Source organism: Corynebacterium striatum ATCC 6940, assembly GCF_000159135.1.
Lineage (GTDB): Bacteria > Actinomycetota > Actinomycetes > Mycobacteriales > Mycobacteriaceae > Corynebacterium > Corynebacterium striatum.
This window is the reverse complement of the sequence record NZ_GG667520.1, coordinates 45,833-61,238: the sequence shown is the minus strand read 5'-3', so window position 1 is coordinate 61,238 and position 15,406 is coordinate 45,833. Positions and strand designations below refer to the sequence as shown.

Here is a 15,406-nt window from a genome sequence, read left to right as displayed (position 1 = left end):
TTATTACCTTAGCGCGTGGAGTTGGTTTTCTGGATTTCGGGCCCCGTTGCGGCCCCACGGAAGCGGGGGCGGCCCACGAAATCGATGACGAACATCAGGCACCACGCCGCGATGGCCAGAAGCGGAACGGCGATGACGATGAGCACGGATATCTGCACCCACACGGGCGCTTGCACCATGGCTTGCGAGAGCACGCCAGTAAGATTTGTCCACCATTCCATAAGGCGAGATTCTAGCCCAGTTCGCTGCCCGGTAGTCTGACGGGTATGTCTAGCACGCCAGTTCATGTCTCCTGCCCCGCCGGCACCATCACCGGCTACACCGAGGGCGACGTCAACTATTTCCACTCCGTGGATTACTCCCTCATCCCGGGCGATTTTGAGAACGCAGTAAAGCTCAACGCAGCCCGCGACCTAGACGCACGCACGCCGCGTCCCGACGCCGTGGCGCTGACAATCACCGCGCCCCAGCAGGCCACTGACGCGCCGGTGTTGGTCTACATCCACGGCGGCCGCTACGAGAACGGCACCCATGAGGATCCCCGCGCGGAGGGCACCGCCAATGCGCGCGCCGGCATCATCCAGGTCCAGGTAGGCTACCGCGTGGGCCTGCAGGGCTTCGCGCAGTTCCACGACGATGAGTCCTTCCGCTTCCGCGGCATCGACGATTGCCAGCTGGCGCTGGAGTGGATTCAGAGCAACATCGAGTCCTTCGGCGGCGACCCCACAAACGTCACCGTCATCGGCCAGTCCGCCGGCGCCACCACCGCCCTGTGGCTGATGCGCCGCGACCACTACAAGGGTGCTTTCCGCCGCGTGGTGGCGCTGTCGCCCGCGTTTCCTCTTGAGTCCAATGAAAAGCGGAGGGCCAGCCTGCGCCGCGCACTCGGTGTTCCTGTCACAAGAGAATCCTTGGCAGCGCTGCCGCAAGACAAACTGGCGGACGGCTATTCCAAATTCCGTAAAAAACACAATCTTGGTATGGCGTTGGGGCCGGCACCTTTCGATGCCACTGAGATGGTCGACATTCCCCTAGTGGTTGGCTCGACCCGCGACGAGTTCTATGGCATTCCCGTTGCACAAAAAATCGACTCCAGCCCACTACGTGGCCTTGCATTACGCCAGATGGCACCTAAATTTGGTTTCCCACCCAACTCGTTGGGTCCGTGGCGCCAGATCGCAAGCTACATCGACAAAGAACGTCCCTTGGGACGCATGATTGGTGATGCCAACATTCGCCGCTGGGTGGCACAAGCAGCTGACGACGCCCCCGGGCCGACCTGGATGATCGAGTTTACCCGCAGTGGTCGTCCTGCTTTGCACTGCGAAGAATTACGTTTCATCTTCGGCGTCCGCGACGGCGAGTCTGCGCGCACGCTCAACTCGTGGCTCCACAACTTTGTGCGCACTGGACACACGGGATTCCCCGATTACCGCCCTGACCACGCTATATGGGAATACAACCTTGATAGCGGGAACGAGCGCGTAGCGCATGGCAGCTTGGATTACGTCGGGGCTGCTTTTTCCGGCTAAGCCTTCTTACTACTCATTTGAGTGTTACCGAAGCGCCGGCAGCGCTTGGGAACCTTGCCTGTTTACGCAGCTACGGCGGCCAAGTAGCGCTGCCGCAATGAACAAAAAGTCGCAGCAGAAGTTTCTTCCCCTGGCGGTTAAAAGTTGGGACGGCTCAAACTTTCAAGGCAGATAAATACATTTACTAAAACCACACTGAGCATCCGACCGCTAATCCTCACAACCCCGCCTCGCGCAGCGCTCGGTGACTCAATTCAAGATCTAGAGCAATGATCTTCCACTGGCCCAGTAGCAACATGGACGTCATCAATGTATGCGAAGATAACCAACGTCGCTTCGACGCTGTATAGGGTTTCACCCCAGCACCATGTTGCATTTCTTCCAACAGACTCGAGTACGTCCAGGTCATCCGCTTCCTCTGCGAAAACATAAATGGGGATTGCTCGTATCTTGTGATGAGGATGTAGGGACCGTGTGGTCCGATTTTGAAAACTACGTTCCGCAGAAAACACTCTTCCAAATCCGCGGAAAACTGTGGGGCAAACGGGTATTTCTTAACAGAAAAATCTTATCCCCACGTTTCACAGGTCAGACTTTCTTTCTGTACCTTCCACAGCAGAATGGAAGCGCTCTTCCCCACTTACGCGGGGCGGACAGCGGCTGCACGCCAGCTACGCGGGTCTCCGGCGGCTCATCCCCGCTTACGCGGGGCGGACCTACCCGGCATCCCGTACGCGCACACAAGCGTAGGCTCATCCCCGCTTACGCGGGGCGGACAGCGCGCATCCAGACCGAGAGAATTTTGTGAAGGGCTCATCCCCGCTTACGCGGGGCGGACCGCGTATTCATAAGACATGGCTTCTCCGCCTGGGGCTCATCCCCGCTTACGCGGGGCGGACCTGGTTGAGCTTATCCAGTTCCATATCGCGTAAGGCTCATCCCCGCTTACGCGGGGCGGACCAGATCCGTTTTCGCATCTTCGAGTGCCGTGTGGGCTCATCCCCGCTTACGCGGGGCGGACCTAATAAGATTTCTTCCGCATGGGATACCGCTGGGCTCATCCCCGCTTACGCGGGGCGGACAGTCTTTGCTAGAGCACCGTTCCAGCCGGTCGCGGCTCATCCCCGCTTACGCGGGGCGGACGGACGGTTGCCGCCGTCGCGGGTGCCTTTCTTGGGCTCATCCCCGCTTACGCGGGGCGGACCCTGTCGGTAGGTGGGGCTGGTGCAGGCGTAGAGGCTCATCCCCGCTTACGCGGGGCGGACTCCGAGCAAATCCTATCCAAGGTTGCCGGAATGGGCTCATCCCCGCTTACGCGGGGCGGACGCTCCACAACAGCTGTGTGGATGGCCTGCTTGGGGCTCATCCCCGCTTACGCGGGGCGGACGCCAGCTCACGGCCGGACGTGGACGGCGCATTGGGCTCATCCCCGCTTACGCGGGGCGGACAACTCCACGCCCTAATCACAGGTAAACCAACCCGGCTCATCCCCGCTTACACGGGGCGGACGTCATTTCTACTTTCCCACGCGTCGGTGCTGAGGGCTCATCCCCGCTTACGCGGGGCGGACCGGATTCAGGTTTCGCCCCGTATGGGTATTGGGGGCTCATCCCCGCTTACGCGGGGCGGACTGGGGAGCATGTACCAGCGGGCGCGGCGGGGTGGGCTCATCCCCGCTTACGCGGGGCGGACTTCACGCTCTTTTAGCTTCTGTTCGCGTGGGGGGCTCATCCCCGCTTACGCGGGGCGGACGTGCCGATCTTGTTGGCAGACAGGGCACCCTCCGGCTCATCCCCGCTTACGCGGGGCGGACGATGACATCGTGTCCTGGGGCCAAGTCGTGGGGGGCTCATCCCCGCTTACGCGGGGCGGACGGTTGATACCACACTCCTAAACGCCCTACTCAAGGCTCATCCCCGCTTACGCGGGGCGGACCCCCATTGGAAGCCAAAAAGCAGCTCAACAGGGGGCTCATCCCCGCTTACGCGGGGCGGACGACGATAGCCGCGTCTTTCTCGTCTACGAATCGGGCTCATCCCCGCTTACGCGGGGCGGACTTGAGGGTGCGTGCGGTCGGGTCATTGCCCTGGGGCTCATCCCCGCTTACGCGGGGCGGACAATCGAGTCCATCAGGCACCTCCCCCTTTTACGGGCTCATCCCCGCTTACGCGGGGCGGACCATGCTTCCTCCCATTTCCAGTTAAAGCCGGTGGGCTCATCCCCGCTTACGCGGGGCGGACTCGTACTCCTTGATGGTCGGTGCCGTCAGAGTGGGCTCATCCCCGCTTACGCGGGGCGGACGTTTTCATGACAGTCGCCAGTGATTGCGTCGAGGGCTCATCCCCGCTTACGCGGGGCGGACGGGGAATCGGTCGGGGGCTAGTTTTTTGCCGAGGGCTCATCCCCGCTTACGCGGGGCGGACGGTAAGCAGATTCAGAACAGCGTCGGTGCTGTGGGCTCATCCCCGCTTACGCGGGGCGGACTTGGCACGTACCCGAATGCGGCGCTTAAGGATGGGCTCATCCCCGCTTACGCGGGGCGGACCTCGGTACGGTACTTCGCGTTTTCCTTACGGAGGGCTCATCCCCGCTTACGCGGGGCGGACTCTGGCGCGGCGGATGCTGCCCGCGAGCTGGGAGGCTCATCCCCGCTTACGCGGGGCGGACGAAAACATCACAGATTGTGCAGGCCGCGTGGCCGGCTCATCCCCGCTTACGCGGGGCGGACGCGGGCTTCAAACACGGCTCGCAGTCTGAAGTGGGCTCATCCCCGCTTACGCGGGGCGGACTGAAACGCGGTTCCAGCTTCATCAGCTGAAGCCGGCTCATCCCCGCTTACGCGGGGCGGACCTGGGGTCATGTCTGCGAGGGTCTTAGTCATGGGGCTCATCCCCGCTTACGCGGGGCGGACGGCCACGTCTCCCAAGATGTTGCAGTCGCTGCGGGCTCATCCCCGCTTACGCGGGGCGGACGAAGCCATCTAAAGCCTCGGACAGTGCGCCGACGGCTCATCCCCGCTTACGCGGGGCGGACCCGATCGTTTCCCACAGGCGTCGGCTGAAGTTGGGCTCATCCCCGCTTACGCGGGGCGGACTGGTGAGTCTCATGAGCAGTTGTTGCGATTGTGGGCTCATCCCCGCTTACGCGGGGCGGACTCGGCAACCACGACAGCCGCCCCCATCGTCGGGGGCTCATCCCCGCTTACGCGGGGCGGACGCATTCAACGTCTCAAGCATGCGCGAACCAGACGGCTCATCCCCGCTTACGCGGGGCGGACTTCATTTTTACTCTCCCCATCCCCAGCGGAGGAGGCTCATCCCCGCTTACGCGGGGCGGACACCCAAAAGCTATACACGCAGCTACGGCGAGCAGGCTCATCCCCGCTTACGCGGGGCGGACGCTCACGCCGGACACCGCCGGATTTACCCATGGGGCTCATCCCCGCTTACGCGGGGCGGACCGGTGAAGACGGTGGGGGCGGCCGGTGTGATGGTGGCTCATCCCCGCTTACGCGGGGCGGACCTGATGCCGTGGCGTGGGTCTGCTCCCAGGTCGGGCTCATCCCCGCTTACGCGGGGCGGACACCCATCAGGAACACCCAAACGGATGCCAGTAGGGCTCATCCCCGCTTACGCGGGGCGGACGGCAGGTTGCGCGACAGGTAGTGGTACACCACGGGCTCATCCCCGCTTACGCGGGGCGGACTCAATACCTAGGATATGGCCCGCCGCTTGTGGCGGCTCATCCCCGCTTACGCGGGGCGGACGAGGGCTTGGAAGTCTGGGCCTTGTGTGGTGAGGGCTCATCCCCGCTTACGCGGGGCGGACGATGCTCCCGCCGTCGAGCGCCGCGCACATGCTGGCTCATCCCCGCTTACGCGGGGCGGACTGGCTGTGCTTATGGGGCCGGTTGGCCTCATTGGGCTCATCCCCGCTTACGCGGGGCGGACCCTGGTCCTGCTGATGGGTGGAAGCAGCGCCCGGGCTCATCCCCGCTTACGCGGGGCGGACAGTACGTTGGGTTTCACACGGTGGAATGCGATGGGCTCATCCCCGCTTACGCGGGGCGGACGGCCGAATCACCAACGGGGTGACCGCATCCCTAGGCTCATCCCCGCTTACGCGGGGCGGACTTAAATTTGTGTTCCCGGTCTTTGTGTTTTTAGGGCTCATCCCCGCTTACGCGGGGCGGACACCTTTCGGCCTGCCCAGTACATTTCCTTTACCGGCTCATCCCCGCTTACGCGGGGCGGACGCTATCAGTCTTTCCACCGCCCCAACAAAAAGAGGCTCATCCCCGCTTACGCGGGGCGGACGTGTAGGACGTCGCGGTCTGGCCGCCGGTCAGGGGCTCATCCCCGCTTACGCGGGGCGGACGAGGCGCAGCAAAGCAACTCACGCGTGAAGACCGGCTCATCCCCGCTTACGCGGGGCGGACTCTCTAAGACGTCGTGCGCTACCTCATCCAGGGGGCTCATCCCCGCTTACGCGGGGCGGACTGGTGGGCTGGGCCTTTCCATTTCCAGAACCCGGGCTCATCCCCGCTTACGCGGGGCGGACACTGGTTGTTCCGTGAACTGCGCAACGCGGGTGGGCTCATCCCCGCTTACGCGGGGCGGACTCACGCTCCTGTTCCGGCGTAAGGGTGAGAACGGGCTCATCCCCGCTTACGCGGGGCGGACTATTTCCATACCAAGGAAATAGCCCTTTTGGTGGGCTCATCCCCGCTTACGCGGGGCGGACAATCTCCCCCACACGGCCCGGCATCTGCTCAAAGGCTCATCCCCGCTTACGCGGGGCGGACTCACGCTCCTGTTCCGGCGTAAGGGTGAGAACGGGCTCATCCCCGCTTACGCGGGGCGGACCTATCTGTGTGTGGGAACTACCGAGCTTTAGTGGGCTCATCCCCGCTTACGCGGGGCGGACAACTACCGAGCTTTAGTGTTCATCGGCTCGGTGGGCTCATCCCCGCTTACGCGGGGCGGACGGGCTAGCCGGTAGCAGTGCCACTAACAAACTGGGCTCATCCCCGCTTACGCGGGGCGGACGAAGGCCTCCTAAAGGCCGTGGCCCTGGTCCCGGGCTCATCCCCGCTTACGCGGGGCGGACCGCATCCTTCTGCTTCTGGCTAAACCCCATCACGGCTCATCCCCGCTTACGCGGGGCGGACGTCTTACCTGAACGCACAGACCCATCCCAAATGGGCTCATCCCCGCTTACGCGGGGCGGACACTTACTGACCAGCGTGGAAGAGCCAAAAACGAGGCTAGCAGATCCGACTTATGGTGTAACGGTCAGTGTCGACGAGCATTTCGGGCAGCGCTCCAGCCGGTACGGCGTTGAGCTTTTGATGGCGCAGTGGTTCTTCGCATGAGGGTGACACCATCAAAATCCACAGGCTCCCACTCATGGCGATGAACGCGAAAATCCAACCCCTGCTCATTATCGGAGCTAAAAACCAAAATAGCGCGGCCATCTTTGCACAAACTTACGCAACGTTCCCACAACAGATCACGAATGCGCCCTGATGGACGACCCACAAACACCCCAGGTGAAATCTCAAGTAACCACTTAGTAAGGTCACCGCGCAGGCCGGCGGGACATGCAGTAACGACGAGCACCATCATGGAGAACTCCGATCAAAGTCTGACCAATTAGTACCAGCCGCAATATTTTCAAGTTCGTTCCACAAAAGCAGCTCTACATCGATTGACTCGGCGCTATTGTCCACTCCCATTAGGCGATAGAGGTCCTTTACGATCCGTGGCAATAGCCGTTTTTCAATGATTGCATCCCGAACTAGTCGGCGAACCTGTCCGCTAATATCGTTCCTTGGCTCAGAGGCTGCTGCGAAAGCAGCTGGGATCGAAACCTCCGCTTTGTAGAGATCAGCGATGTCATACACAAAAGCACGGTCCGTGCCGTTATGAACCACACCCAGTGCAGGGACAAAACCTAAGGCCGTAATCACCGCTTGAGACACACCATACAACGCAGCATTCGCCACGGTGAGTGCTTGATTAATAGGATCGCCACCAGCAAAGTCATTCGGGTCGTAACGCCGCCGATCCCAATAAACTCCATAGAGATCTGCATACTTACGATAAATCGCTTTGACACGTGCGCCTTCACGCCCACGTAGTTGCGCCATAGTTAATCCGCTCACGTCTTCGTCGGGAAAGCGCATGGAATACATTTCTCGAGCGCAGTCCAAACGGGCCCGTTGGTTGGTAACAATTCGAGCCTGTGCTTCAGCGAAACGCGAAGTCTTGGCAGGAGGGCGTCCGTGGGCGTAGTAACGCACGCCCTTTTCTCCCACCCACACAACAGATACGCCAGTATCGCCCAGCAAAGCCATTGCAGCGTATGTCACTTTAGTCCCCGGTCCCAGCAACAACGCAGCAAGCGTGGTTGCTGGAACATGTACCGTGCCATTCTGATCCGAAATGGTCAGTGCATTGTTATCCCGGTTGACCACGGCACGCTCAGCGTAGAGAAATGAAATTCTCTCACTCACGCGCGTCAGTTCTTGCCGATCAACAGGTACCTTTTGCGGTTCCATTTGCAGACTTTCCTACTCTGCCGGAGCTAGCGTTAAAAGGCCACAACCATATGCCCTTGCACGTCCAATTCCTTGCTGGAGCGACTTATTCAAGGCTTTGGCATTGGTGACTACGAGTTGCCCACGGAACCGTGCGGTGCGGAGAGAAACGCGTTTAGCACCATCTCTCTTTGAAAACCGCAGGTTATTACGTTCAACCACAGAAAGCATAGGCTCCTCGTTCTCATCGACTGCGATGGAAAAGCCTGCTGCCATCGACTTTTTCAATAACCACTCGCATTGCTGAGCAGCCGTGACGTGTGGAACAACTTTTCCCCTCGATTTCCCTGGAATAGTGATTGACTCAACGGGATTTCCCACCAATTCAAAAGCCCATTTTTGCCCATTGACAATCTGTTCCAAAAACCTTGAATAGTCCGCCGATTGCGCGGGCCGGGTGCCCCAGCCAGCCTGCTCAACGATGTGCTGGGCATCCGGTTTTTCAGGCCCCACAATATAAAGAACATGCTCATGTTCCCTGTGGTCCACGCGCCACAGCACCCGCGACTGTGATTCGTCGATATCTGGTGGAAATGCTCCACGAACGGCCGCGTGCATCGCTTGTGGGTTCGCCAATAGCTTTGCAGCGCCACGCTTCAAGGGGTTGAGATACAACTTCGTTAACGTACTCATGCGCGAATCACCGCTTCAAAAAATGGATCAGACTTAGTAGCGAGAGGATTCTCAAACGGAGCGCCTGTCGCGTCCTGCACAACTTCACGCCACGCATACTGCCGATGCTCTTGGGCAAAAGAAATCGGAACATCGCGGCATGCTATTCCTCTCTCCCCTTCTCTTGCGTCGCGGTGTATCGGTAATACAACGTTTCTCGCTCGAGCTTGCCGATGACTTTTGGAGGCGTGCCATTCTTCGCCTTGCAGAGCTGTGATCAAATCACTATCGCGGATCCCCAGGACTAGATCAGCTGGCGCAGGACACGATCGGCGACCAAGGAACAACGGGAAGCGGGGACGTCGCAGAGCTGATTCAATGTTCTCTAAGAGGGCTCGTTCCTCAGACTCCACAGCAGCAACGAACACAGCATCACTAAGAAAGTAGCGGGTCACCAGCTGCGCGTTAGAAGCGCCCTCCGGTAGCGCGGTCTGGAAATCCTTTAGCAAGGTACCAGGTTGGTCCACTCGCACTCCGAAACTCAATCCCGCAAGATCTTCAATCGGATCGACTCGTCGGCGGCCTAGAGCTGCAGCGAGCATACCGATCACCCCTGATTTGGTCGGCACCTGTCCCGTCTTGCGCTGTTTATAGCGGGAATCATCGCCCCATGATTGCATGGGACCTTTAAGAAGTAGTAGCAAGGTGCTAGTCATTTTCTATTTCTCCGAAATGAGGGAGTTGAGAACATCTGCCACCCGCTCTTCAAGCTCAGGAATAGTGACTGAGTCCGCAAATTCGGTGAAATACCCGTCAAGTCCGCGAATTCCAGCGACGAACTGGGCAGTTGGCTTGAGTCCATACATTCGCTGAGTTTCGATAGCCTCTTGGGCGAGCTTTTCCGCACCAAGCTTGCTGCGCCCCGCAGCACCCGCCTCGACGGGCTCCTCAAAAGCATTGACCAACGACACCGAACGATCGTCACTAATCGTGACATAAACAAACTCAGGGAGCGTGTTGTGTGCAAAAGTGTTCTGCTTACCTGTTGGAAGGGATTTGACGAAGGAATCCACGAATGCCGCCGCAGAGTCGACCGCAGTTTTCACGTCATTGAGGTTGGAAGCAAGGGATTCAAAGTCGACCGATGCGAAGCGATAAAGAGTTGAAGACATCATTTGTACAGTGCCGATCATGCCTGCACCTGTCTCTTCATTGTCAGCAGTGGCGTCATCGACTGCCGTGAAGTAGTCGAATTCCGGCTCAGTCTCGTGAATACCCAACGCGTGCGCGACCTGGACGGAAGCGTCGACGTTGAAAGCAGCGTCATCAGCCACCATACGGCCAAACATTGCGATGTCAATGGAGTGCTCAGTGTCAAGAATTGCCTGAGCTTCATTTTTCTTAAACTTCTCCCCATCTTTATCGATGATGGCGCGAGCGGCACGATCAATCTGATGGTTGCCCAGGAACAACAAGTAACCGAGCTCTGGGTATGCGATTTTCGCGTCCTCTTCGGTCTCGTCGTTCTTGCTCTTGGCATCCTTGAGCTTCAGCTTGGCACCGGTAAAGAGGTTCTTTACCCCATCAATCGCACGCTGGGTTTCCCACTTCTCTCCTGCCTCCTCGGTGATTTCGAAGATGCGCTTGCAGATGAGTTCTCCCACGAGACGGGTGCGCTTACCCATCACCTCTGCGGGGAAGCGCTTGGCGAAATCCTGGCGGACGGCACGCTTCCATGCTTGCGACGAGACACGTTGGCGCTGAACACCACCATAACGTGCGGACTTTGGTGCGCCCATATCGTCACGGTTGATGAGGCTTGGTGGGATGGTTTGAAGGACATGGACGTCAACAGTTAGGGACATGATATTGAACCTTTCTTGATTATTTTTCGGTCTTTTTAGTGAATGGGGCGGTGGCAAAATCTCGTCCCCATCGAAGGAGAACGGAATTTCGGAATTTCGGATTGCGCAACGTCTTCAAATCCTGAGCGAATGCTCCATAGTCAAAGCCAATATTCTTTGAACGAAGAATACTCACCAGGGAACGTGCGTGATACAGCTGCGACTCATAGCCAGCTGCGGTTAAGATAGCGTCGAAACGAGGCTTCAATGACTCGGATTCACTCTGGGTGTACATCAATCCACATGCTCGTGCGAAACTACATCCTTCTACATGTACCGGCTGGGTAGCAGATTGCATGTGCGATGCGAAAAGCGTCAATGCATAAAATGCCGCTTCCTCTTCGCGAGTTGCAAATAATCCAGGTTCTTCATCGAGCAGCGCAGGATACATGAGGTTCATGACCCGTTGGAATGCCAGAGGCGCCTTTTCCGGACTCCGGCCAGCATACCGACGCATCTCTGATAGTGTGCTCTTTGCTGCGGCCTCGCTACCAGGCTTCTCTCCGTGCTGCAGGTACGCATTCTGTAAACGCTCTGCGGCATTGCTCACCGCCAAAGACAAGCGAGACCGCCTAAGCTGATCAGTCATTCGTGTTTACCATTTCTTTCTTTTTCGATTCTTCCGACAAGAGCGGCAATGAATTATCGAGCCTCCGGCCAAACAATGAAAAATAGGACGCTGCAGTGACAATTTGCGGTTTCTCAGTCGTCGAGCTGAGAAGGGGTCGACCTATCATCGCTCTCGGTCCTGCAGCATGCAGCATGGCTTCTCCACGAGAGAGCATGAAAGACCGCACTTGTTTCTGCCATTCGATTGCGTATTCCTTAGGCTCAGGGCTATCACTCCATCCCGCTACCCACCGATTGAAAGCAGGCTCCAATTGCGCGAGAGCCGAATCCATGGGTTCAGCTTGAAACTCATAGGTACCGCCTGCGGCAACAAGTAAGTTTCCGCCAAACTGTCCAAGCGCAATAGCTGCATTAAGAGTGACATCAGCTGCGTTTAGGGCTGCGCGCCGAACAGCGTCATTTTCCAGAACTGGAAGGTTCAACGTGGTGCGAGCGGTGACACTCGCCGCCACCGATGACGACTGAGCACCATATTCCACGGTGACCATGCCCACGTGTGCTACGGATGGAGGAAGAACATCTGTCCGCCAGTAGTATGCGAGCTGATCCAGAATTTCCGGGCGTTTCGGGGCTTGCGCTCCCTTCCCTGCTGAAGAAGTACTCCGAAGGTATGGCGCATCGGACTCCATCGCAATGAGCGGCTCAAGAGAACGCCACATAGTTCTTCCCGCATCGTATGGACGCGGATAGAAGGCAACAAAGTCCTTCTTCGACTGGTTCTTACTGTAGCGGTAGGGTGTCATCGGATCTCCGAATGCGTTAAGGCCGGCATCGGGGATACGGTCACCATTGCTCACAAGAACCGCAACAACCTCATTGTTCTCACGATGAAGCCGAACTCGCCTAGTTTGCCACGTTGCTAGGTCTGCTGGACCACCAATGTGAATAGCTCCTCCATTGCGCTCAGCCGCGGTGTCGGGCTCGCGTTCCCACACTGGTTTGTCATTTGGTGTACGTAGGCACGCCTCAGTGGTGTTCAGCGCCAGAGTCTCGCGCAAATTTGCACCTATCAAATAGGTTCCACCGGTCATTCCGGTCCACCCCGTGCCAATTGGGTATCCTCTTCCACCCTTAACCCTAGAGTCGCCAACTGCACCAGATTTGATTCCCGAATAGTCGTATGCATGAACGTACACAAGCCAGCGCGCAGCCTCTCCGAAACTGAGCGTCTCAAGGGGTTTACCGGCCCGCATCGTGAAGAACTCATTTTCTGCTTCGGGAATGATTCGGTTTATGGGAGAAACTGATCCCTTCTCTGTGTGAAGGTCAGCGACCTGCATGAAGGGATGGTCGGAATCGAAAAGGTTGAACCGGTTTGCATAACCGTCCAAGTACGAAAGCACCTTAATGTCAGCTGCACCTTCAAGAGCATCAGCCCTCGCCTTGACAAACCACTCAGCCATAGAGAATTTAGTTTTTCCCGCAGGCTTAGCCACTGAATGTGCCCGCCAAAATATCGCGAGCAAAACGCGGAGAACCGCGTAATCCTGCGCTGGCGAGTCCCCACGCAGCTCCGCAATGTCGTGTGTGCCATCGAATATCTGTCTAATACTCACCAAGAGCGGTTCTCCATGACTGCCGACAGCCGCAATCCACGGTTCATCGAGTAATGAGAACACATCACTGTCTTCGCGTGACATCTTTCCTCCTTAAAAGCGATAGAGATTTATTTGGGACCTAAATCACGATTTTCAGGGCGGGCCTCGGGTTCTCCAGTTGGACTTTATAAAGTTGTCTCGACTCACGATCCTATTTCACCTCCAAGCCCAGTTCCGGCGAATACTTCACATCGAAACCAGCAATGTTTGCCTCCCCAGTAGAATCCAGCCGCAGTGCAACTTTGTTCTTAAGGAGAAAGCTGTCTACCCACCCAACAGGGGTTTCTTTTTCAAGTTGATCGATTACTCGGTCGAATACAGATTCGTGCTTGCTCATCCGGGTGGGGAGTCGAACGGTAGCGCCGGCGAGATGTCGGGCCAATGAAAACTCCGGACTCTCGTCGTCGAGCACGTACTCACTTTCTGTTCCCCATGGGCGATACCCGAAGTCCCCCGTCTCGATAGGAATAACTTCGATGGTCGGATCAGCGTCTCTAACTTGAGCAATAGCTGCTTCTTCCTTATCCACAGCTGACCCCTTAGACTCAAAGTAACGTGCAAAAAGTGCACGATAATTGCCTACGTCGGGATCCGGATAACGGAACGTCTCCGATCGATTGATTGCCAAGTTTTGTAGCTTGCGGCTTTCTTCTCTCGCCTCGTCCCATGCAGGCTGCCAGTCCGCCACTGGTGACTCTGGATCAGCGACCGTTGCGTAAGTACCGCGGACTATGCCAGCAATGTCCTCTGGGCGCCGATATCCCTCACTCAGCCACTTCCGTGAAACCGCAGCAGCAGAAGCTAGAAGTACTGCAGGGTCATAAATAGCGGCCGTGCCAGAGTCGAAAACGGGCATCTCGTCCCATCCCTCTGCCCCTCTTATGAAGAGGCGGGCGCGACGCAGTTTTTCAGGCCGATCTTCCAGTGGCCGCTGGTGACGGTGCAGGCGGCCAGCGCGTTGAACGAGCAGATCGATAGGCGCCATGTCAGAAATCATGACGTCGACGTCAATATCCAAAGATTGCTCGACCACCTGGGTAGCAACATAAATACGTCGATACGGGCGAGACCTCCCGCGCCTAGCCTCTGGTCCAAGTTGTTGAAGCATCTTGCCCTCCTTCACCGCGCGCTCATGCGCGATGAAAGCTGCATGATGCAGTTCAACCTCGTCTGGGAACTTTTTTACCAGCATCGAATAGGAATTCTGCGCTCGCCGGACGGTATTGCACACGACAAGCGCGCAACCTCCATCAGTGAGTAACTCCTCGCACAACGTTAAGAGCTCACGATCAGTGTCTCCAATCACGGACACGTCCGCGTGAATCTCATTAGGGCCGATATCGAGTGATTCCTCACGCACTCCATTTGCATCCGCAATCGTAAGTAGCGGATACCCATCGCTTACCGACTCCCAGTCCTCTTCGCCCAGAACTGAACGATAGGCTTGCACCAGACTTTCCTTCTTATCTACCGGCAAAGTCGCCGACAACAAGATGACCGGTACCTCATACCAAGCGAGCCATTTCAAGGTCGACTCTAAATACGCACTCGTAAACGAATCATATGCATGGACCTCGTCAATAATGACGACTTTTCCGGCAAGACCAAGGTGGCGAAGCATGTTGTGGCGGGATTGCAATGCCATCATCAAAACTTGGTCTACTGTCGACACAGCGAAGTTAGAGAGCAGCCCCTTCTTGGGAGAAGCGAACCATTCCATCGCGGTGACGCTCCCATTACCCGAAGTATCGGTGCTGACTCCTTTAACTCGCAGTCTCTGATACTCCTTGACCAAGCTATTCATCGAATGTGCAAGGTAGGCCGCAGTCGTATCACCTGCGGGAACGACATTCTGTGCCCACTGAATCACCCTGTTGAAGAGGCCATTAGCTGTAGCCATCGTCGGCGCAGCGAAAACTACCCCATGGCAACCATGCTTTTCTGCGTACGCATGTGCTGCGGCTAAAGCTGCCTCCGTTTTACCGCTACCAGTAGACGCTTCAATAATGTGCAGTGAAGCCCCATCGGATCCGCGGGCCAGGGCAAAAGCCCGCTGTTGAATGGGCCGCGGATCCCACTCATCAGGCCAACCAAAGGCCGCAGCAAAGTACTCCGCAACGTCAGGTTTCATTGTCTTAGAAGCGTTCCACAAGCCTGCAAACCCAATCGACGCCAGCCCATCCTGAACCCGTTGCTCTTGTTCACAATCGAAAACATATGGAAAAGCCCGTTCATTTGACGCACACCAGTCAGCAGCAATGACCAGTCCTGTAATCAGTTGGATCGTAGGTACAAACAGCTCTGATTGAATCTTTCCTATGATCGGCTTCACCTCAGTGGCATCGGCCATTGCTTCAATAACAGCAGCCTGAACTAACAACCAGTTCTCTGGGTACTCACGGAGAATTGCGCGAGCCCTGTCGTAATCCACTGTTCTGGCAGGAATTCCGTGGTGCGACTCGACGACACTCGCAATAGTTTCCGCAACTGGCCCCCACATTCCCTGTTTCAAAAGCCAGTCATAAAGAAT

10 protein-coding genes and 1 CRISPR repeat array are annotated in these 15,406 nt (G+C 57.5%); of the genes, 1 reads left to right on the top strand and 9 read right to left on the bottom strand.

Annotated features, from left to right (window positions below):
* Nucleotides 1–8: 8 nt before the first annotated feature.
* Nucleotides 9–194, bottom strand: coding sequence for a hypothetical protein (locus HMPREF0308_RS02615; RefSeq protein WP_200973420.1), 186 nt, complete (start codon nucleotides 192–194; stop codon nucleotides 9–11).
* A gap of 72 nt (nucleotides 195–266) precedes the next feature.
* On the opposite strand from HMPREF0308_RS02615, the gene HMPREF0308_RS02610 reads away from it, so the two are divergent.
* Nucleotides 267–1,532 carry a carboxylesterase family protein gene (locus tag HMPREF0308_RS02610; RefSeq protein WP_005528390.1) on the top strand — a complete coding sequence of 422 codons (1,266 nt, stop codon included), beginning with the start codon at nucleotides 267–269 and terminating at the stop codon, nucleotides 1,530–1,532.
* Nucleotides 1,533–2,159: 627 nt separating this feature from the next.
* Nucleotides 2,160–6,762: direct repeats of the CRISPR family, unit length 28 nt; unit sequence GGCTCATCCCCGCTTACGCGGGGCGGAC.
* Nucleotides 6,763–6,825: 63 nt separating this feature from the next.
* Here the strand turns inward: HMPREF0308_RS02610 and cas2e are convergent.
* The 8 genes from cas2e to cas3 form a co-directional block, all read right to left on the bottom strand.
* Complete coding sequence (cas2e, locus tag HMPREF0308_RS12930; RefSeq protein WP_049151744.1) at nucleotides 6,826–7,158, bottom strand: type I-E CRISPR-associated endoribonuclease Cas2e; 333 nt, start codon at nucleotides 7,156–7,158, stop codon at nucleotides 6,826–6,828.
* The gene (cas1e, locus tag HMPREF0308_RS02600; protein ID WP_005528375.1) at nucleotides 7,155–8,093 is read right to left on the bottom strand and encodes a type I-E CRISPR-associated endonuclease Cas1e; all 939 of its coding nucleotides are present in this window, start codon (nucleotides 8,091–8,093) and stop codon (nucleotides 7,155–7,157) included. Before cas1e ends, cas2e begins: the two co-directional genes overlap by 4 nt.
* Nucleotides 8,094–8,105: 12 nt before the next feature.
* Entirely contained in the window at nucleotides 8,106–8,765 is a 660-nt protein-coding gene (gene cas6e / locus HMPREF0308_RS02595; protein WP_005528372.1) for a type I-E CRISPR-associated protein Cas6/Cse3/CasE, read from the bottom strand.
* On the bottom strand, nucleotides 8,762–9,460 hold the full coding sequence (gene cas5e / locus HMPREF0308_RS02590) for a type I-E CRISPR-associated protein Cas5/CasD (RefSeq protein ID WP_005528370.1): 699 nt from the start codon (nucleotides 9,458–9,460) through the stop codon (nucleotides 8,762–8,764). The genes cas6e and cas5e overlap by 4 nt, the downstream gene beginning before the upstream one ends.
* A 3-nt stretch (nucleotides 9,461–9,463) precedes the next feature.
* Nucleotides 9,464–10,609: a type I-E CRISPR-associated protein Cas7/Cse4/CasC gene (cas7e, locus tag HMPREF0308_RS02585; protein WP_005528368.1), complete on the bottom strand. Its 1,146-nt coding sequence runs from the start codon at nucleotides 10,607–10,609 to the stop codon at nucleotides 9,464–9,466.
* A 19-nt stretch (nucleotides 10,610–10,628) separates the two neighbouring features.
* The gene (casB, locus tag HMPREF0308_RS02580) at nucleotides 10,629–11,237 is read right to left on the bottom strand and encodes a type I-E CRISPR-associated protein Cse2/CasB (protein WP_005528367.1); all 609 of its coding nucleotides are present in this window, start codon (nucleotides 11,235–11,237) and stop codon (nucleotides 10,629–10,631) included.
* The gene (gene casA / locus HMPREF0308_RS02575; RefSeq protein WP_005528366.1) at nucleotides 11,230–12,918 is read right to left on the bottom strand and encodes a type I-E CRISPR-associated protein Cse1/CasA; all 1,689 of its coding nucleotides are present in this window, start codon (nucleotides 12,916–12,918) and stop codon (nucleotides 11,230–11,232) included. Before casA ends, casB begins: the two co-directional genes overlap by 8 nt.
* A 109-nt stretch (nucleotides 12,919–13,027) precedes the next feature.
* Nucleotides 13,028–15,406 (bottom strand): CRISPR-associated helicase Cas3' (gene cas3 / locus HMPREF0308_RS02570; protein ID WP_005528365.1); only part of this gene is annotated, 2,379 nt, incomplete at its 5' end.

Bases quoted from the DNA above. Each gene is read 5' to 3' on its own strand.
- casB (WP_005528367.1), bottom strand. From the start codon at position 11,237: ATGACTGATCAGCTTAGGCGGTCTCGCTTGTCTTTGGCGGTGAGCAAT.
- cas6e (WP_005528372.1), bottom strand. From the start codon at position 8,765: ATGAGTACGTTAACGAAGTTGTATCTCAACCCCTTGAAGCGTGGCGCT.
- HMPREF0308_RS02610 (WP_005528390.1), top strand. From the start codon at position 267: ATGTCTAGCACGCCAGTTCATGTCTCCTGCCCCGCCGGCACCATCACC.
- casA (WP_005528366.1), bottom strand. From the start codon at position 12,918: ATGTCACGCGAAGACAGTGATGTGTTCTCATTACTCGATGAACCGTGG.
- cas5e (WP_005528370.1), bottom strand. From the start codon at position 9,460: ATGACTAGCACCTTGCTACTACTTCTTAAAGGTCCCATGCAATCATGG.
- cas1e (WP_005528375.1), bottom strand. From the start codon at position 8,093: ATGGAACCGCAAAAGGTACCTGTTGATCGGCAAGAACTGACGCGCGTG.
- cas7e (WP_005528368.1), bottom strand. From the start codon at position 10,609: ATGTCCCTAACTGTTGACGTCCATGTCCTTCAAACCATCCCACCAAGC.
- cas2e (WP_049151744.1), bottom strand. From the start codon at position 7,158: ATGATGGTGCTCGTCGTTACTGCATGTCCCGCCGGCCTGCGCGGTGAC.